The sequence below is a fragment of the Pseudomonas defluvii genome (genome assembly GCF_001695625.1).
GTDB lineage: Bacteria > Pseudomonadota > Gammaproteobacteria > Pseudomonadales > Pseudomonadaceae > Aquipseudomonas > Aquipseudomonas defluvii.
Map to the genome: position 1 here is coordinate 1 of NZ_MBPN01000014.1, position 14,828 is coordinate 14,828.

A 14,828-nucleotide genomic window follows, 5' to 3' on the forward strand; every position below is an offset into this window, starting at 1 on the left:
ATCGCCGATGGTAGTGTGGGGTTTCCCCATGTGAGAGTAGGTCATCGTCAAGATTAAATTCCGAAACCCCTATCTGCACATGCAGGTAGGGGTTTTGTCTTTGTGGCTTTGAAAAATTTCCGGTTTTTGCGGGCAAAAAAAACCACCCATCACGGGTGGTTTGCTGTTCGCTACGTGCGATTTAGTCGCCGTAATACTCGCAGCCGCTGGTGCAGGTTTCATGAATGCGGACCTTGGAAAGCTCCGGCAGCAACGGCTTGACCTGGTCCCAGATCCACTTGGCAATCACCTCGCTGGTAGGATTCTCCAGGCCAGGGATGTCGTTCAGGTAATTGTGGTCGAGCTGTTCATAGAGCGGCTTGAAGATCGCCTTGATCTCGGAAAAGTCGCGGATCCAGCCTGTATGAGGATCGAGAGGGCCGGTCAGGTGCAGTGCGACCTTGAACGAGTGGCCATGCAGGCGCCCGCACTTATGCCCGTCGGGTACGTGCGGCAGGCGGTGGGCGGATTCGAACGTGAATTCTTTGAAAATTTCCACGGTGTCTATAACTCTTAGAAGCGATGCTGGCGAGCAGTTTAACACCAAGGCTAGTGCAGTGGTTGCAGACGCTCATGTAGCTTGCCGGTTTCTACCCATTCAAGAAACTCGTCACCCAGACGTTGGCTTTCAGCCATTGCCTTGTGCCAGTAGCGTTGTCGCGCAGTCGCATCACCGATGAAACGTTTGAAATCGCTGCGATCGGGTAATTTGCCGTATGGCAGGCTGGCCAGGTACTGCGCTGAAGGTGCCACTAACAGCACATTTTTCAGATGCTCGGCATTGCCTCGCCGCCAAGGCAGGGCTTTGTCGAACCAGCCAGGTACAACCTTATCAGTGAAGTGCGGGTACAGGACTATGTCGTCACCGTTGTAGGGTAAGTCGAGGTGGTAATCGAGTAGGCCACCATCGCGAAAGGTCCCGCGGCCGACACCTGGTATGTCGCGTACGCCTTCCATCACCATTGGAATCGAGCCAGAAGCCAGCAGGGCTTGACGTAGATTGGTGGTGCTCAGCGGCAGCAACCGTGACGGAAAGTCGTTCAGCGGCTGTAGAGGCGGAGTAAGGCGGGCGTCATGGAGGATGATCCGTTCAAAATGCCGAGCCAAGCGCGAGCGCCCGAGTAAATTGTCGGCAATCACAGCGGATAGCCCTGCGCCCAATCGAGCGCGCTGATCGTGCGCGAGCAAGCCATGGCTCTTGACCAGCATGATGTTCAGTCGATAGAGCGGATTGTCGAGAATCTGCGCATCGCGTCCTTCAAGCAGCGCATCAAGCATTCGATGACAACTCAGGCTGACCTCCTCCTGGGTTACACCTTTTGGAAAGTCCAGGGCTGTGTACAGCGCCCCTAGACGGCGTAGCGCTTGCGCAGGCTGGGGGAGGCAGGCACTGGCGAAGCGCCAGGAGCCAATAGAGGCGCCGATCAATGACCGTTCACGCGGGGCTGAAGGTAGCCATTGCCCGAACAATGCCAGATCAAGGCCCTGAATACCGAGTGCTTTTGGGCCACCCGCAGCGCCGGGCACGATGCCCACATCCGCTGCCTGCAAGGGGCGCTGACGTAACCTGGCAAAGGCTTGCGTGCCTGCTTTGAAGGTTAGCGCCGGATACTTGATATGGATCGCACTCATACGGACCTCGCAGTCAGAGGCGCTGATTATAGAGAACGCCAGGCATTAGCGGGGTAGTGCTGCGCTATCATGGGGCCAGCCATTTTCAGTTTGAATTAAGTCCAGTTCGTTATTCTGCTCCCCGTGGACAAGATTAACCTTTATGGAGATGCACTATGAAAACGTTGACTGCCCTGTTCGCCACCGCTGCCCTTGCCCTGACCGCCAACATTGCCATGGCGAAAGACCTGGGGCCGGACCAAGCGATGAAGCTGGTTCAGGAGAACAAGATTCAGTCCTTCGAGAAGCTCAACGCTGCCGCCTTGGCCAAGCACCCAGGCGCAACAGTGACGGACACCGAACTCGAAGACGCCTACGGCCGTTACATCTATAAGGTCGAACTGCGTGATGCCCAGAACGTAGAGTGGGATGTGGACCTGGATGCAACTACCGGTGCAGTCCTCAAGGACCATCAGGACAAGTGATGAAACACGTTTCTCGAACGGGCTTGGCGCTGCTGCTCATACTTTCAGCGTACTGTGCGCAAGTGCTGGCCCGTGACCTTGATCAGGATGAAGCCCTGCATTTACGTCAGCAGGGCGTCATCCTGCCGCTCGAGCAGTTGATGCAACAAGCCCTGGGCCGACATCCCGGGGCGAGGCTGTTGGAGGCCGAGCTGGAGGAGAAACACAGCCAGTATGTCTATGAAGTGGAATTGCTGACCACCGAAGGTGTCGTGCGTGAAATCAAACTCGATGCGGCCTCCGGTGCGCTGCTCAAAGATGAGGAAGACGACTGATGCGTTTGCTACTGGTCGAGGACAATGTTCCGCTGGCCGATGAGCTGACTGCGGGTCTACAGCGTCAGGGCTACGCAGTCGATTGGCTGGCTGACGGGCGTGATGCGGTGTATCAAGGCGCGAGCGAGCCCTATGACGCGATCATTCTGGACCTTGGCCTACCCGGGCTGCCTGGGCTTGAGGTTCTGGCACAGTGGCGTTCCGGCGGGCTGGCTACGCCTGTTCTGATCCTGACGGCCCGCGATTCCTGGGCTGAGCGTATTGAAGGGCTCAAGGCTGGAGCCGATGATTACCTGACCAAGCCTTTTCACCCCGAAGAACTGCAACTGCGCATTCAGTCGTTGTTGCGTCGTGCGCGTGGCCTGGCCAACCAGCCAAAGCTGGAGTCGGCGGGTTTGCACCTGGATGAAGGTCGCCAGTGCGTGACGCGCAATGGTGAAGACGTGCAACTGACTGCGGCTGAGTTTCGGTTGTTACGCTACTTTATGCTGCACCCTCAGCAGATCCTTTCGAAGAGCCACCTGGCTGAGCACCTCTACGATGGTGAAACCGAGCGCGACTCCAATGTTCTGGAGGTTCATGTCAATCACCTGCGTCGCAAGCTCGGTCGCAGTGTGATCGAAACCCGCCGTGGCCAAGGCTACCGCTTCGGTGGAGTGGGGCAGTGAAGTCGATTCAGGCACGTTTGAGTCTCGGCCTGGTTGGCGTGTTAGTCGTCGTGGGGTTGGTGCTGGCTCAGTTGAGTTTGTGGTTGTTCGAGGTCGGGCTGCAACGCTACCTGGAAACCGGGTTGCGCAAAGAGAGTGAGAACCTTCTGGTTGCATTGGGGCGCGGCCAGTCCGGCCTGGAGCTGGATGAGCGACGGGTATCCTCTGCATACAAACGGCCATTTTCCGGCTATTACTTCCGCGTTGATTTCGAGGGCGGCAGTTGGCGGTCCCGGTCCCTGTGGGACATGGACATGCCCATGCCGAAAACCCCAGGCTTGCACGCGGGGCTTCAGCTTGGCCCTGAGGGGCAGCAGCTGCTGGTACTGCGGGCAGACTATCGACGCCTGGGCCAACTGATTTCCATCAGCGTGGCGCAAGACTATACCCCCGTACGCGATGGCTTTCGGCGCATGCAGCAGATCGGCTTGGGAATGGGGCTGATAGCCCTGTTGCTGGTCCTGATACTTCAGCGAATAACCGTTACCCGATCCCTGCGACCTCTGGAGCGTACGCGCGAACAGATTGCCCAGCTCCAGCAGGGCAAGCGCTCTCAGCTCGATACGCAAGTGCCGACAGAGCTGGAGCCTCTGGTTGCGCAGATCAACCACCTGCTGGCCCACACTGAAGACAGCCTCAGGCGCTCACGAAATGCCTTGGGAAACCTTGGGCATGCGCTCAAGACGCCCCTCGCGGTGTTGCTCAGCCTGGCCTCCAGCGAGAAGCTCAACGATCACCCCGAAATCCGTGAACAGTTGCGTGAGCAACTTGAGCAGATTCAGCAACGGTTGGGGCGGGAACTGAACCGTGCGAGGTTGGCGGGTGATGCCTTGCCAGGGGCTCAGTTCGATTGTGATGCCGAACTGCCGGGGCTGCTTTCAACCTTGAACATGATTCATGGCCAGGCGCTTATCCTTAACCATGTCTCGGCGCCGGGCCTGCTCTTGCCCTGGGACCGTGAAGACTTGTTGGAGCTCCTCGGCAACCTTCTGGACAACGCCTGCAAGTGGGCTTTCGCAGAGGTGTGCGTCACTATTCAGGAGTGTGCTGAGGGTTATGTGCTGTGGGTCGACGACGATGGCCCGGGTATCGCGGAACATTTGCGTGACGAGGTGTTAAACCGCGGTGCTCGGTTGGACGAGCAGGTCGATGGTCATGGCCTGGGGTTGGGCATTGTGCGCGATATCGTCGACGCCTGGGGCGGGCGCATGAGCTTGCAGGACAGTCCCATGGGCGGATTGCGTGTCAGTATTGAGTTGCCGCGCCAAGGCAAGCGGCAGGCGGCCCCATAGCGGCTGGGTAGCCGCTATGGGGTTTGGTTGTCACACTCGGAATTGATCCATCAGGCCTTGCTGCTGGTTGGCCAGGCTGTTGAGTGACTGGCTGACCCGCGCCGACTCATTGGCCTGACCGGCCAACGATTCGGTAACGTCGCGAATGGTTGCGACGTTGTTGTTGATTTCTTCGGCCACCGCACTTTGCTCCTCGGCCGCGCTGGCAATCTGCAGGTTCATGTCGGTGATGACCGTGACGGCATCACCGATCTGGCGCAGGGCGATGACGGCTTGGCTGACGTGTTCGACGCTGCCCTGGGCCTGGCGGTGGCTGCTGTCCATCGCGCCCACCACGTCATGCGTACCGGCCTGGAGCTGCTCGATGACCTGACGGGTTTCTTCGACCGACTCCTGCGTGCGTCGCGCCAGGTTGCGTACTTCATCGGCGACAACGGCGAAGCCGCGACCGGCTTCACCCGCTCGGGCCGCCTCGATGGCCGCGTTCAGGGCCAGCAGGTTGGTCTGCTCGGCGATCGAGCGAATCACTTCCAGCACCGAACCAATCTTTTCACTGTTTTCGGCCAGGCCTTCGACTTGACGCATGGCGGAGCTCATATCGGCCGCCAGGGTGTCGATGCTGCTGGTTGTCAGGTCGATAACTGCCAGGCCCTGGCGGGTGGCCTGATCCGCCTCGCGGGCCGCTTGAGCGGCTTGTGCCGCGCTGCGAGCGACGTCCTGCGCGGTGGCACTCATCTCGTGGGAGGCGGTAGCCACCTGGTCGACCTGGCGGTACTGCTGTTCCATGCCGGCACTGGTCTGGCTGGCAATCGCCGAAGACTGGTCGGCAGTATTACGGGCTGCCTGAACCGACTGTTTGACCTCTGCAATGGTCGGCTGCAACTTGTCCAGGAAACGGTTGAACCAGCCGGCCAACTCACCCAGCTCATCACGTTTGTCGTAGTTCAGGCGGCGGGTCAGGTCGCCTTCGCCACTGGCAATGTCCTTGAGCATCGCTGCAACACCGAGGATAGGGCGGGTGACGCTGCGGGCCATCAACCAGACGAGTAGCAGGCCCACCAGTGCCGCCAGCAGGCCAAGCCCCAGCTCGATCAAGGTGCCGCTGGTGTTGCGTTGATCCAGCTCCGCTTTAAGTGCTTCGGCCGGGCCTGTCAGTGCGCTTTCAGGCACATCCAGTAATACGCCCCATGACTTGGCGCCTGGGATGGGGGCAAACGATGCCAGTACCTTCAAGCGGTTGTTGTGGTGGATGCTGTGCATGGCGCTGGTATCGGCCAGCAGGCGAACCAGTTCGGCGCCGTTGGCGCTGTCGACCTGTTCAAAGCGCTGGGCCAGTTTGCTCGCGTCAGGGCTGTAGCCTGCCAACAGGCCGACAGGGCTGAGGATCCCGACCTGGGTACGGCCTTCATACAGGCTGCGGCTGGCTTGCTGGCTGAGCCCTTGCAGGCTGTTGAGATTGATGTCGACTGAGAGAGAGGCAACGACCTTGTCGGCCACGATCAGCGGGTAGACGATGCTGGTCATCAGCACCTGTTGACCGTTGATCTCATAAAAGTACGGTTCAACCACGCACGGTTGGCGAGTGCTGCGTGGGCAGGCGAACCAGGTGTTGGCGGGTTCCCCGCTCGGGCCGACGCTGGTGTCGTTGATGTCATGTTCGGGCAATGCCATGGACACCAGATTGCCTGGTGTTGGCTGTGACCAGTACAGCGCAAAACGACCTGTTTCGTTACTGCCCAAGTCCTTCTGGCCAATGAACAGCGCGTCTTTGTTATCCAGTGCATTGGGGTCGAAGACGAGCGACAGGCCCAGCAGTTCGGGGTTTGCCTGCAATGCCGAGCGCACTTGGCGGGTCATGTCTTCACGCAGGTCGAACGCATCCAGGAAGCGCTTTTCGGACTGCTCGCGCAGGAACAGGACCTGGCGGGCGAAACCGGCACCGTACTGGTAGGCGTCCATGAATTGACGACGGATGCTTGAGGCCTGGACTTCGCCCTGAGACTCGATGCGAGCCTGGGCAGCTTCAGTCAGCATCTGCATGCTGCTGGCCTTGACCAGGTCGGAGTTGTGTTCCATGCGGTACAACGAAAGTCCTACCAGCAGGGTGACAATGCTCGCGAGGCAAAGTCCGGCCAGCAGGGTGATTTTCCATTGAATGGAAAGTTGTCTGAGCGACATGGCGAAGTCCTTTGAATCAAAAATGATTGAGGCTATCGACTGTAACGGCCGCCAATACTGTTTCTTTATTTAAACGCTCAATTGAAAAGCGTCATTTTCGGATGTTCAGGCGACCCCGTTCGGGGCCCCTGCTTTGACAAGGCGGGGTGTCTGCTTCAGAGTGTGCGCCCTCCATAAAAATACTAATTCGTTCGGCCGGGCCATCCCGTTGCCGAAGCGCACGCTTTTTGTCTGGTTTTCAAGAGGTCTCTGGAATGAATGCAGTAATTGCCGGGGTCGGCATCATGCTGATATTGAGCCTGTCCCGCGTGCATGTGGTGATTGCGCTGATCATCGGTGCCTTGGCCGGCGGGCTGGCAGGTGGTCTTGGTATCGAGGGCACCTTGAAGGCGTTCAACGGTGGCCTGGGCGGTGGTGCAACGGTAGCACTGTCCTATGCATTGCTCGGTGCCTTTGCCGTGGCCATTGCCAAGTCGGGGTTGGCGCACGCACTGGCAGACAGGGCGCTGGCAATGTTCGATCAACAGCGTGGCAAGGAAGGCGGCAAGGTCAAATGGCTGCTGATTTCACTGCTACTGGTGGTGGCCATTTCTTCGCAGAACATTCTGCCGATCCATATCGCGTTTATTCCACTGCTGGTGCCGCCACTGTTGTATGTGCTGACCCGGTTGTCGATTGATCGTCGGTTGGTGGCCTGCGTCATGACCTTTGGCTTGATCACGCCCTACATGTTCCTGCCTGTTGGTTTCGGCAACATTTTCCTTAATGAAATTCTGTTGGCGAATGTCAGCCGCAGCGGTGTGGATGTGAGTGGCGTCAACGTGACCCATGCCATGGCCATTCCGGCGGCGGGCATGCTTTTTGGCCTGTTGCTGGCGGCGTTCTTCAGCTATCGAAAAAAACGCGCCTATGACCTGGAAAAGATCGAGCAGGTCGAGCAGGTCGCAGTACGTTACAACCCGCTGACACTGCTGGTAGCCGGCTGTGCCATCGCTGCCGCGTTCATTATCCAGCTATGGCTGGACTCAATGATCATCGGTGCCATGGCCGGTTTCCTGATTTTCTCGCTGTCGGGCATTGTCCGCTGGAAGGAGACTGACGGCCTGTTTACCGAAGGCATGAAAATGATGGCCATGATTGGTTTCATCATGATTGCGGCGTCGGGTTTTGCCGAGGTAATGAAGGCCACAGGCGAGGTGAAAACACTGGTCGAGGCATCGGCAGTCTGGATCAATCACAGCAAAGGGGTCGGTGCATTGCTGATGCTGCTGGTTGGGCTGCTGGTCACCATGGGCATCGGCTCGTCGTTTTCCACCGTACCGATCCTGGCTGCGATCTTCGTCCCTCTGTGCGTGCAGTTGGGCTTCGATCCTGTGGCTACCGTGTGCATTGTTGGCACCGCTGGCGCGCTGGGTGATGCCGGTTCGCCGGCGTCGGATTCGACCCTGGGGCCAACCTCAGGGTTGAACGTCGATGGTCAGCATCACCATATCTGGGACACGGTGGTTCCAACCTTTATTCACTACAATTTGCCGCTGTTGGCCTTTGGCTGGGTGGCGGCCATGGTGCTGTAGGTCGAACGCGACGGACCATCATTTTTGCGCGTGATACAGCGGGCAATCAAATGGACGTCTCTTTCAGACAAGACAACGGGGCCTTGGTACCTGCGCACCAAGGCCCCGTTGGTGGCCCGCCTTAGAACTGCTCGGCGGACAGCGTGTAGAGCGTCGTGCTGCCAGCGCGAATGCTGGCGTGCAGCGAGAGCACGCGTGGCAGCAGGCGTTCAAAGTAGAACGCTGCGGTGGCGAGCTTGGCCTGATAGAAGGCAGGATCCTGCGCACGGTTCTCGTGTGCGGTGGCTGCCATTCGCGACCACATGTAGGCGTAGGCTACATAGCCAAACATATGCAGGTATTCAACCGAAGCAGCACCCACCGCATTCGGGTCCTTGACGGCCTGCTGGCAAAGCCACTGGCTGGTACTTTCCAGTTGGGCCAAGGCTTGCAGCAATGGCTCGCTGAACGGTGCTGCGGTTTCGCAGAAGGCGCGGATTTCCCGGGCGAAGATCGCCAGCGACTGGCCGCCATCGGCAACTACCTTGCGACCGAGCAGGTCCAGTGCCTGGATGCCGTTGGTACCCTCGTAGATTTGTGCGATCCGCACATCACGTACCAGCTGTTCCTGGCCCCACTCGCGGATATAGCCGTGCCCACCAAACACTTGTTGGCCCAGCACGCAGCTTTCCAGGCCAGTGTCGGTGAAGAACGCTTTGGCTACGGGGGTCAGCAGTGCGACCAGGCGCTGTGCAGAATCACACTCGGCCGCGTTTTCACCGTATTTGCTGATGTCCAGTTGCTGGCCGACGTAGGTGGCGAAGGCGCGACCACCTTCGGTCAGTGCGCGCATGGTCAGCAGCATGCGCCGTACATCAGGGTGAACGATGATCGGGTCGGCAATCTTGTCTTTCGCCTGCGGGCCCCCGGCGGCGCGGCTTTGCAGGCGGTCGCGGGCGTAGGTGGCGGCATTCTGGTATGAGGCTTCGGCGCAGCCGATGCCCTGGATACCGATGGACAGACGCTCGTAATTCATCATGGTGAACATGGCGGCCAGGCCACGGTTTTCTTCACCGACCAGGTAACCAATCGCGCCGTCGAAGTTCATGACGCAGGTCGCGGAGGCCTTGATGCCCATCTTGTGCTCTACCGAGCCACAACTGACGGCGTTGGTTGCACCCAGGCTGCCATCCGCGTTAACCAGGCGTTTGGGCACCAGGAACAGTGAGATGCCTTTTGGCCCAGCCGGGGCATCGGGCAACTTGGCCAGTACCAGGTGAACGATATTCTCGGTCAGATCCTGATCGCCACCGGTGATGAAGATCTTGGTGCCGCTGATGGCGTAGCTGCCATCGGCCTGAGGTTCAGCCTTGCTGCGGATGATGCCCAGGTCAGTGCCGGCGTGAGGCTCGGTCAGGCACATGGTGCCAGCCCATTCGCCGCTGTAGAGCGGCGGCAGGTAGGTGGCTTTCAGGGCTTCGCTGGCGTGAGCGTCAATGGCCAGGCAGCAACCGGCACTCAAGGCCGAGTAAAGGCTGAAACTGCAGTTGGCGGCATACAGCATTTCCTCAAACTGCACGGCCAGCATCTTTGGCATGCCCATGCCGCCATACGCCGGGTTCCCGGCCAGGCCTACCCAGCCGCCGTCGCGGTAGGTCTGCCAGGCTTCCTTGAAGCCTTGCGGTGTGGTCACAGCGCCTGCCTCGAAGCCGACACCCTCTTCATCGCCACTGCGGTTGAGCGGGGCAATCAACTGGCCGGTAATCTTCGCCGCCTCCTCAAGGATCGCATCGGCAGTCTCTGCATCGACCGCGCCGGCCAGTGCTGGCAGGCGGGCCCAGAGGGCAGGGCCCTGGAAAACCTCATGAAGGACGAAGCGCATGTCGCGCAGTGGTGCATTGAACTCAGGCATCGCGGGTCTCGCAGAAATCGGGTGGATAGGGATCAGAGCGCTTTTGCCCAGTCACGCAGCAAGTACTTTTGAATCTTGCCGGTTGAGGTCTTTGGCAGCTCACTGAAAATCACCGTCTTCGGCAATTTGAAACCGGCCAGGTGCTCGCGGCAGAAGGCGATGATCTCGTCTTCTGTGGTGTCCTGGCAGTGGCCTTTCAGCGTGATGTAGGCGCACGGGGTTTCACCCCATTTTTCATCGGGACGAGCGACCACCGCGGCTTCAAGTACCGATGGGTGGCGGTACAGCGTGTCTTCAACCTCGATGGTCGAGATGTTTTCGCCGCCCGAGATAATGATGTCTTTCAACCGGTCCTTGATTTCGACATAGCCGTCCGGGTGCCAGACGGCGAGGTCGCCAGTGTGGAACCAGTCGCCACGGAACGCTTCTGCAGTGGCAGTCGGGTTTTTCAGGTAGCCTTTCATGACGGTGTTACCGCGCATGAAGATCTCGCCGATGGTGTTGCCATCGCGCGGTACAGGCTCCAGGGTTTGTGGGTCGGCGACCATCAGGCCTTCAAGCGTGACGTAGCGAACGCCCTGGCGTGACTTGATGCGGGCGCGCTCATACAGTGGTTTTTCGTCCCACTCGCTATGCCAGGCACACACGGTGACCGGGCCATACACTTCAGTCAGGCCGTAGACGTGGGTCACCTTGATGCCCATTTCCTCGACCGCGCCAATCACCTTGGCCGGTGGCGCAGCGCCGGCAACCATGGCATTGACGGGGTGGTCAATGGCGGCTTTGGCCGTGTCGGGCATGTTGATCAGTGCGTTGAGCACAATGGGGGCACCGCACAGGTGAGTGACCTGATGCTCGCGAATCATGGTCAGGATTTTCTGTGGGTCTACCCGGCGCAGGAATACATGGGTGCCGGCCAGTGCAGTGACGATCCACGGATAGCACCAACCGTTGCAGTGGAACATCGGCAGGGTCCAGAGGTAGACCGGGTGGTTGCCCATTGCCCAGGTGATCTGGTTGCCCAGCGAGTTCAGGTAGGCGCCCCGATGGTGGTAAACCACGCCCTTGGGGTTGCCGGTAGTACCGGATGTGTAGTTGAGCGAGATGGCCTGCCATTCGTCTTCCGGCCAGGCCCAGTCGTAGTCCGGGTCGCCTTCAGCGAGGAAGGCCTCGTAATCCAGCGTACTGACCGCACAGCCTTCGCCATACTCCGGGTCATCTACGTCAATGACCAGGGGTGGGTTCTTCAGCAGGGCCAGTGCTGCGGTGATCACCGAGTGGAACTCGCGGTCGGTGATCAGTACCTTGGCTTCGCCATGCTCAAGCATGAACGCGATGGCCTCGTAATCCAGGCGCACGTTAAGGGTGTTCAGTACGGCGCCGATCATTGGCACGCCGAAGTGTGCCTCCAGCATTGCCGGAATGTTGGGCAGCATGACGGCAACGGTGTCGCCTTTTCCGATGCCACGGCCGGCCAGAGCGCTGGCAAGGCGTCGGCACCGGGCATACGTGTCTTGCCAGTTACGGCGGATCGAGCCATGGATGACGGCAGGATATTGCCCATAGACAGCGGCCGTGCGCTCGATGAAACTCAGGGGAGTAAGGGCAGTGTGATTGACAGAGGCGGGCGCGAGGCCTTGTTCGTAGATCGACATGACAGTGTCCTGTGCAGGAGGCAGCCGCGCTTGGCGAACTGAAACCCCCGTTGGCTGATTGTTAGCTCTGATCAGGTTTCTACAGCGAGATCGTGGCCCGCTGGGTGTCGCATTTTTTACTCGAAACGCCATAGTATATGGAAGCTAGACTATAGCAATATGGTACTTATACTATAAAAAACGGACCTATTCTTGACGCTATCGACGACTGCCTTGTTTGCCAAGGACCCGCAGCCTACGCTCATACTCGATGCAGCGGCGCGGCTGCTCAGCGCTAATCCGGCGTTTGAGGCGCTGGCCCTGGGGCGCTCCCCGGCGACGGTGCTGCCCTCCAACTACGCCGCCTTGATCCAGGCCTGCCTGTTTCAGGATCGGGCTATTGCCGAGGTAGAAGCGCAGGTTGGCGAGCGTATTCTGCTATGGACGCTGATCCCTTCAGATGATTGCCGTCAGGTGATCGCCCGCTGCCGTGACGCGACCGCCGAGCGCCAGAGCGTGCGCGATGCCAGCCAGGCTCGACGGCTCTATCGGCTGATTACCGAGAACACTACCGACCTGATTTCTCGTCACACGCCCGACGGGTGTTTCCTTGATGCGTCGCCGGCATCCTACCGTTTGCTCGGTTACTGGCCTGAAGAGCTGCGTGGTGTCGCCGTGCAGAGCCTGTTTCATCCTCATGACTGCTTGCAGTCGCTACCCCAGGCTGGCGAGGCACTGGAGCAGGATGGTTATCAGACCATGACCTGTCGTGTTCGCCACCGGGATGGCCATTATCGATGGTTTGAGATTGCCAGCCGGGCGATCCGGGAAACCTACACCGGCGCGGTGGTGGAAGTGATCAGTGTTTCCCGTGAGATTACCCTTCGTGTTGAGGCTCAGGAGAACTTGCGACGACTGGCCGAGGTGGTAGAAGCCAACACGGATCTGGTGTTGTTTACCGACCCGGCGGGGCAACTCACCTACCTCAATCGTTCGGCACGGCGTGCACTGGGGCTGGTTGAACAGCAGGCGGCACCGGGCCTTCGTGATGTGCTCGATGATGAGGCCGTGCAGCGCCTGGATGCTGAAGGTTGGCAACAGGCCGAACACGAGGGCGTCTGGCAGTGCGAAGCGACCTTCAAGCCTTGCGGCGGCGGCAGCCTGTTTCCGGTGTCGCTGGTACTGTTGGCTCATCGTGCCAACGGCGGTGAGCGCTATTACTCGCTGGTGGCGCGGGACATGACGGAGCGCGAACTGCGCGAAGCTCAGCAGCGTCGACATCAGGACGAACTGGCGCATACTGCGCGCTTGGTCACCCTGGGTGAGCTGGCGTCGGGGATCGCCCATGAGATCAACCAGCCGCTGGCCGCCGTGGTGAATTACGCCAGTGCCAGTCAGCGCTATCTGCAGACACTGGAGCACGACCCCAAGGCTGTGCAGCGTGTAGCCCAGGGCTTGCAGCGGATCAATGAACAGGCCACTCATGCGGCTGAAGTGATCAAGCGCCTGCGTGCCTTTTTGCGCAAGGAGCCGCGCCGCCTGCAAGCCTTGCATATCGCCGAGGTTGCCCGTGAAGCCGTGCGCCTGTGTGCGTGGGAAGCCAATCAAGCACAGGTGACGATCGACCAGCGTATGGCGCACAATCTGCCGCCGGTTTACGCCGACCGCATCCTCCTTGAGCAGGTCTTGCTCAATCTGCTGCGCAATGCGTTCGAGGCTAACCGCGAGCAACAGCCCGGGCGGCCTTCTCGTGTGCTGCTGAGTGCTGTGCTAGAGGCAGGGTGGTTGACGATCCGGGTGTGCGACCAGGGGCCGGGTGTGGCTGCAGAGCGGCTCGACGGTATCTTCACCCCGTTCAATACCAGCAAGCCGGAGGGGCTTGGCTTGGGTTTGAGCATGAGCCGCAGTATCGTCGAGGGTTTTGGTGGAACGCTGCAGGCCAGTCCGGGCGATGGCGGCGGATTGATTCTGTGTTGTCGGCTGGCGCCGGCAGCTACTGTCTGAACAAGAGGTCTTGATGCAGGAACCGAAGGTTTACGTGGTCGATGACGATCAGGGCATGCTCGATTCCACGGTCTGGCTGTTGGAGTCGGTGGGCCTTCAGGCATTGCCGTTCACCAGTGGCCAGGCCTTTCTGGATGCCTGTGACGCGTGTCTGCCAGCGTGTGTGCTGCTTGATGTGCGAATGCCAGGTATGGGCGGGCTAAGCGTGCAGGAAGCATTGCGGGCGCGTGGGCTTGATTTGCCCATCATCTTTCTCAGCGGTCATGCCGATGTGCCGATCGTGGTACGAGCCTTCAAGGCCGGGGCCTGTGATTTTATCGAAAAGCCCTATAACGATCAGTTGTTGCTGGACAGCGTTCAAGATGCCCTGGGGCGCTCTCACCGGGCGCAGGCTGGCAGCAGTCAGCGTGATGCGGTGCAGGCACGCATTGACAGCCTTACCCCGCGTGAACGTGATGTGTTCCTGCCGTTGGTGCAAGGGTTTACCAACCGGGAAATTGCTGAGCAGTTGGCTGTCAGTGTGAAGACGGTCGACTTGTACCGCTCTCGGGTCATGAAGCGCATGCAGGCCGAACACCTGCCGGAGTTGGTGGGCATGGCGATTGCCTGTGCACAGGTCGACCCGCTGCAACTGCGCGGGCCCTGACGGTCGCGCAGTTGTTGCTTGCAGGCGTTAACCGCGACGTCCCAGCAGCAGGCCGACGATCAGGCCGACCCCGGCCGAAATCGCTACGGTCTGCCAAGGGTGGCCACCGATGTAGGTTTCAGTCGCTTCGACGACCGGTTTCGCACGCTCACCGACAGCGTTCATCGCATGGCGCGCCTGCTTGAGTTTCTGGCCGACCTGGGTTCGCAAGGTCTCGGCCTCTTCGCCAACCAGCGTGGCGCTGTCTCTCAGCAGCCTTTCCGACTCTTCAATCAGCGCCTGCAGCTCACTGAAGGCCTGATCCTTGATCTGCTCGGTATCGGCTTGCACAGTGATTTTCCTGGCCATGAACGCTTCCTCTATTTTGGTGAACATTGATCGATGGATGCTGGCGTCGCGGAAAGTTGCAGCGGTTTGGCCGACGCCAGCGGCTACAGTGTAAGATAACGCCCA

General features: G+C 59.5%; 13 protein-coding genes and 1 pseudogene. 7 read left to right on the forward strand and 7 right to left on the reverse strand.

The window, feature by feature from the left end; translation table 11 throughout:
- Window positions 1–181: 181 nt before the first annotated feature.
- Together queD and EKA13_RS06020 are read right to left on the reverse strand one after the other, a co-directional pair.
- Window positions 182–538, reverse strand: coding sequence for a 6-carboxytetrahydropterin synthase QueD (queD, locus tag EKA13_RS06015; RefSeq protein WP_083199754.1), 357 nt, complete (start codon window positions 536–538; stop codon window positions 182–184).
- Window positions 539–588: 50 nt separating this feature from the next.
- Window positions 589–1,671 (reverse strand): hypothetical protein, encoded by a 1,083-nt coding sequence (locus tag EKA13_RS06020; protein WP_065758493.1) that lies wholly within the window; start codon window positions 1,669–1,671, stop codon window positions 589–591.
- Between the two features lie 155 nt (window positions 1,672–1,826).
- Between EKA13_RS06020 and EKA13_RS06025 the strand changes: the two genes are divergently transcribed.
- The 4 genes from EKA13_RS06025 to EKA13_RS06040 are packed head-to-tail and all read left to right on the forward strand — an operon-like array spanning window position 1,827 to window position 4,448.
- On the forward strand, window positions 1,827–2,135 hold the full coding sequence (locus tag EKA13_RS06025; RefSeq protein WP_065758494.1) for a PepSY domain-containing protein: 309 nt from the start codon (window positions 1,827–1,829) through the stop codon (window positions 2,133–2,135).
- The gene (locus EKA13_RS06030; RefSeq protein ID WP_065758495.1) at window positions 2,135–2,449 is read left to right on the forward strand and encodes a PepSY domain-containing protein; all 315 of its coding nucleotides are present in this window, start codon (window positions 2,135–2,137) and stop codon (window positions 2,447–2,449) included. Before EKA13_RS06025 ends, EKA13_RS06030 begins: the two co-directional genes overlap by 1 nt.
- Window positions 2,449–3,117 carry a response regulator transcription factor gene (locus EKA13_RS06035; protein WP_065758496.1) on the forward strand — a complete coding sequence of 223 codons (669 nt, stop codon included), beginning with the start codon at window positions 2,449–2,451 and terminating at the stop codon, window positions 3,115–3,117. The genes EKA13_RS06030 and EKA13_RS06035 overlap by 1 nt, the downstream gene beginning before the upstream one ends.
- Window positions 3,114–4,448, forward strand: coding sequence for an ATP-binding protein (locus EKA13_RS06040; protein ID WP_065758497.1), 1,335 nt, complete (start codon window positions 3,114–3,116; stop codon window positions 4,446–4,448). The genes EKA13_RS06035 and EKA13_RS06040 overlap by 4 nt, the downstream gene beginning before the upstream one ends.
- A gap of 30 nt (window positions 4,449–4,478) precedes the next feature.
- On the opposite strand, the gene EKA13_RS28770 is transcribed toward EKA13_RS06040, so the two are convergent.
- Window positions 4,479–5,234 (reverse strand): methyl-accepting chemotaxis protein, encoded by a 756-nt coding sequence (locus EKA13_RS28770; protein ID WP_371917235.1) that lies wholly within the window; start codon window positions 5,232–5,234, stop codon window positions 4,479–4,481.
- Between the two features lie 102 nt (window positions 5,235–5,336).
- A pseudogene (locus EKA13_RS28775) lies at window positions 5,337–6,626 on the reverse strand (methyl-accepting chemotaxis protein); the annotation flags it as partial.
- 254 nt (window positions 6,627–6,880) lie between these two features.
- Between EKA13_RS28775 and EKA13_RS06050 the strand changes: the two are divergent.
- Window positions 6,881–8,200 (forward strand): Na+/H+ antiporter family protein, encoded by a 1,320-nt coding sequence (locus tag EKA13_RS06050; protein ID WP_065758499.1) that lies wholly within the window; start codon window positions 6,881–6,883, stop codon window positions 8,198–8,200.
- 121 nt (window positions 8,201–8,321) lie between these two features.
- On the opposite strand, the gene EKA13_RS06055 is transcribed toward EKA13_RS06050, so the two are convergent.
- Entirely contained in the window at window positions 8,322–10,091 is a 1,770-nt protein-coding gene (locus tag EKA13_RS06055) for an acyl-CoA dehydrogenase C-terminal domain-containing protein (RefSeq protein WP_065758500.1), read from the reverse strand.
- A gap of 32 nt (window positions 10,092–10,123) precedes the next feature.
- Window positions 10,124–11,746, reverse strand: coding sequence for an acyl-CoA synthetase (locus EKA13_RS06060; protein ID WP_065758501.1), 1,623 nt, complete (start codon window positions 11,744–11,746; stop codon window positions 10,124–10,126).
- Between the two features lie 192 nt (window positions 11,747–11,938).
- On the opposite strand from EKA13_RS06060, the gene EKA13_RS06065 reads away from it, so the two are divergent.
- Together EKA13_RS06065 and EKA13_RS06070 are read left to right on the forward strand one after the other, a co-directional pair.
- The gene (locus EKA13_RS06065) at window positions 11,939–13,729 is read left to right on the forward strand and encodes a PAS domain S-box protein (RefSeq protein WP_065758502.1); all 1,791 of its coding nucleotides are present in this window, start codon (window positions 11,939–11,941) and stop codon (window positions 13,727–13,729) included.
- Between the two features lie 13 nt (window positions 13,730–13,742).
- Entirely contained in the window at window positions 13,743–14,375 is a 633-nt protein-coding gene (locus EKA13_RS06070; protein ID WP_065758503.1) for a response regulator transcription factor, read from the forward strand.
- A 27-nt stretch (window positions 14,376–14,402) separates the two neighbouring features.
- On the opposite strand, the gene EKA13_RS06075 is transcribed toward EKA13_RS06070, so the two are convergent.
- Window positions 14,403–14,723, reverse strand: coding sequence for an ElaB/YgaM/YqjD family protein (locus EKA13_RS06075; protein ID WP_065758504.1), 321 nt, complete (start codon window positions 14,721–14,723; stop codon window positions 14,403–14,405).
- Between the last annotated feature and the right edge of the window lie 105 nt (window positions 14,724–14,828).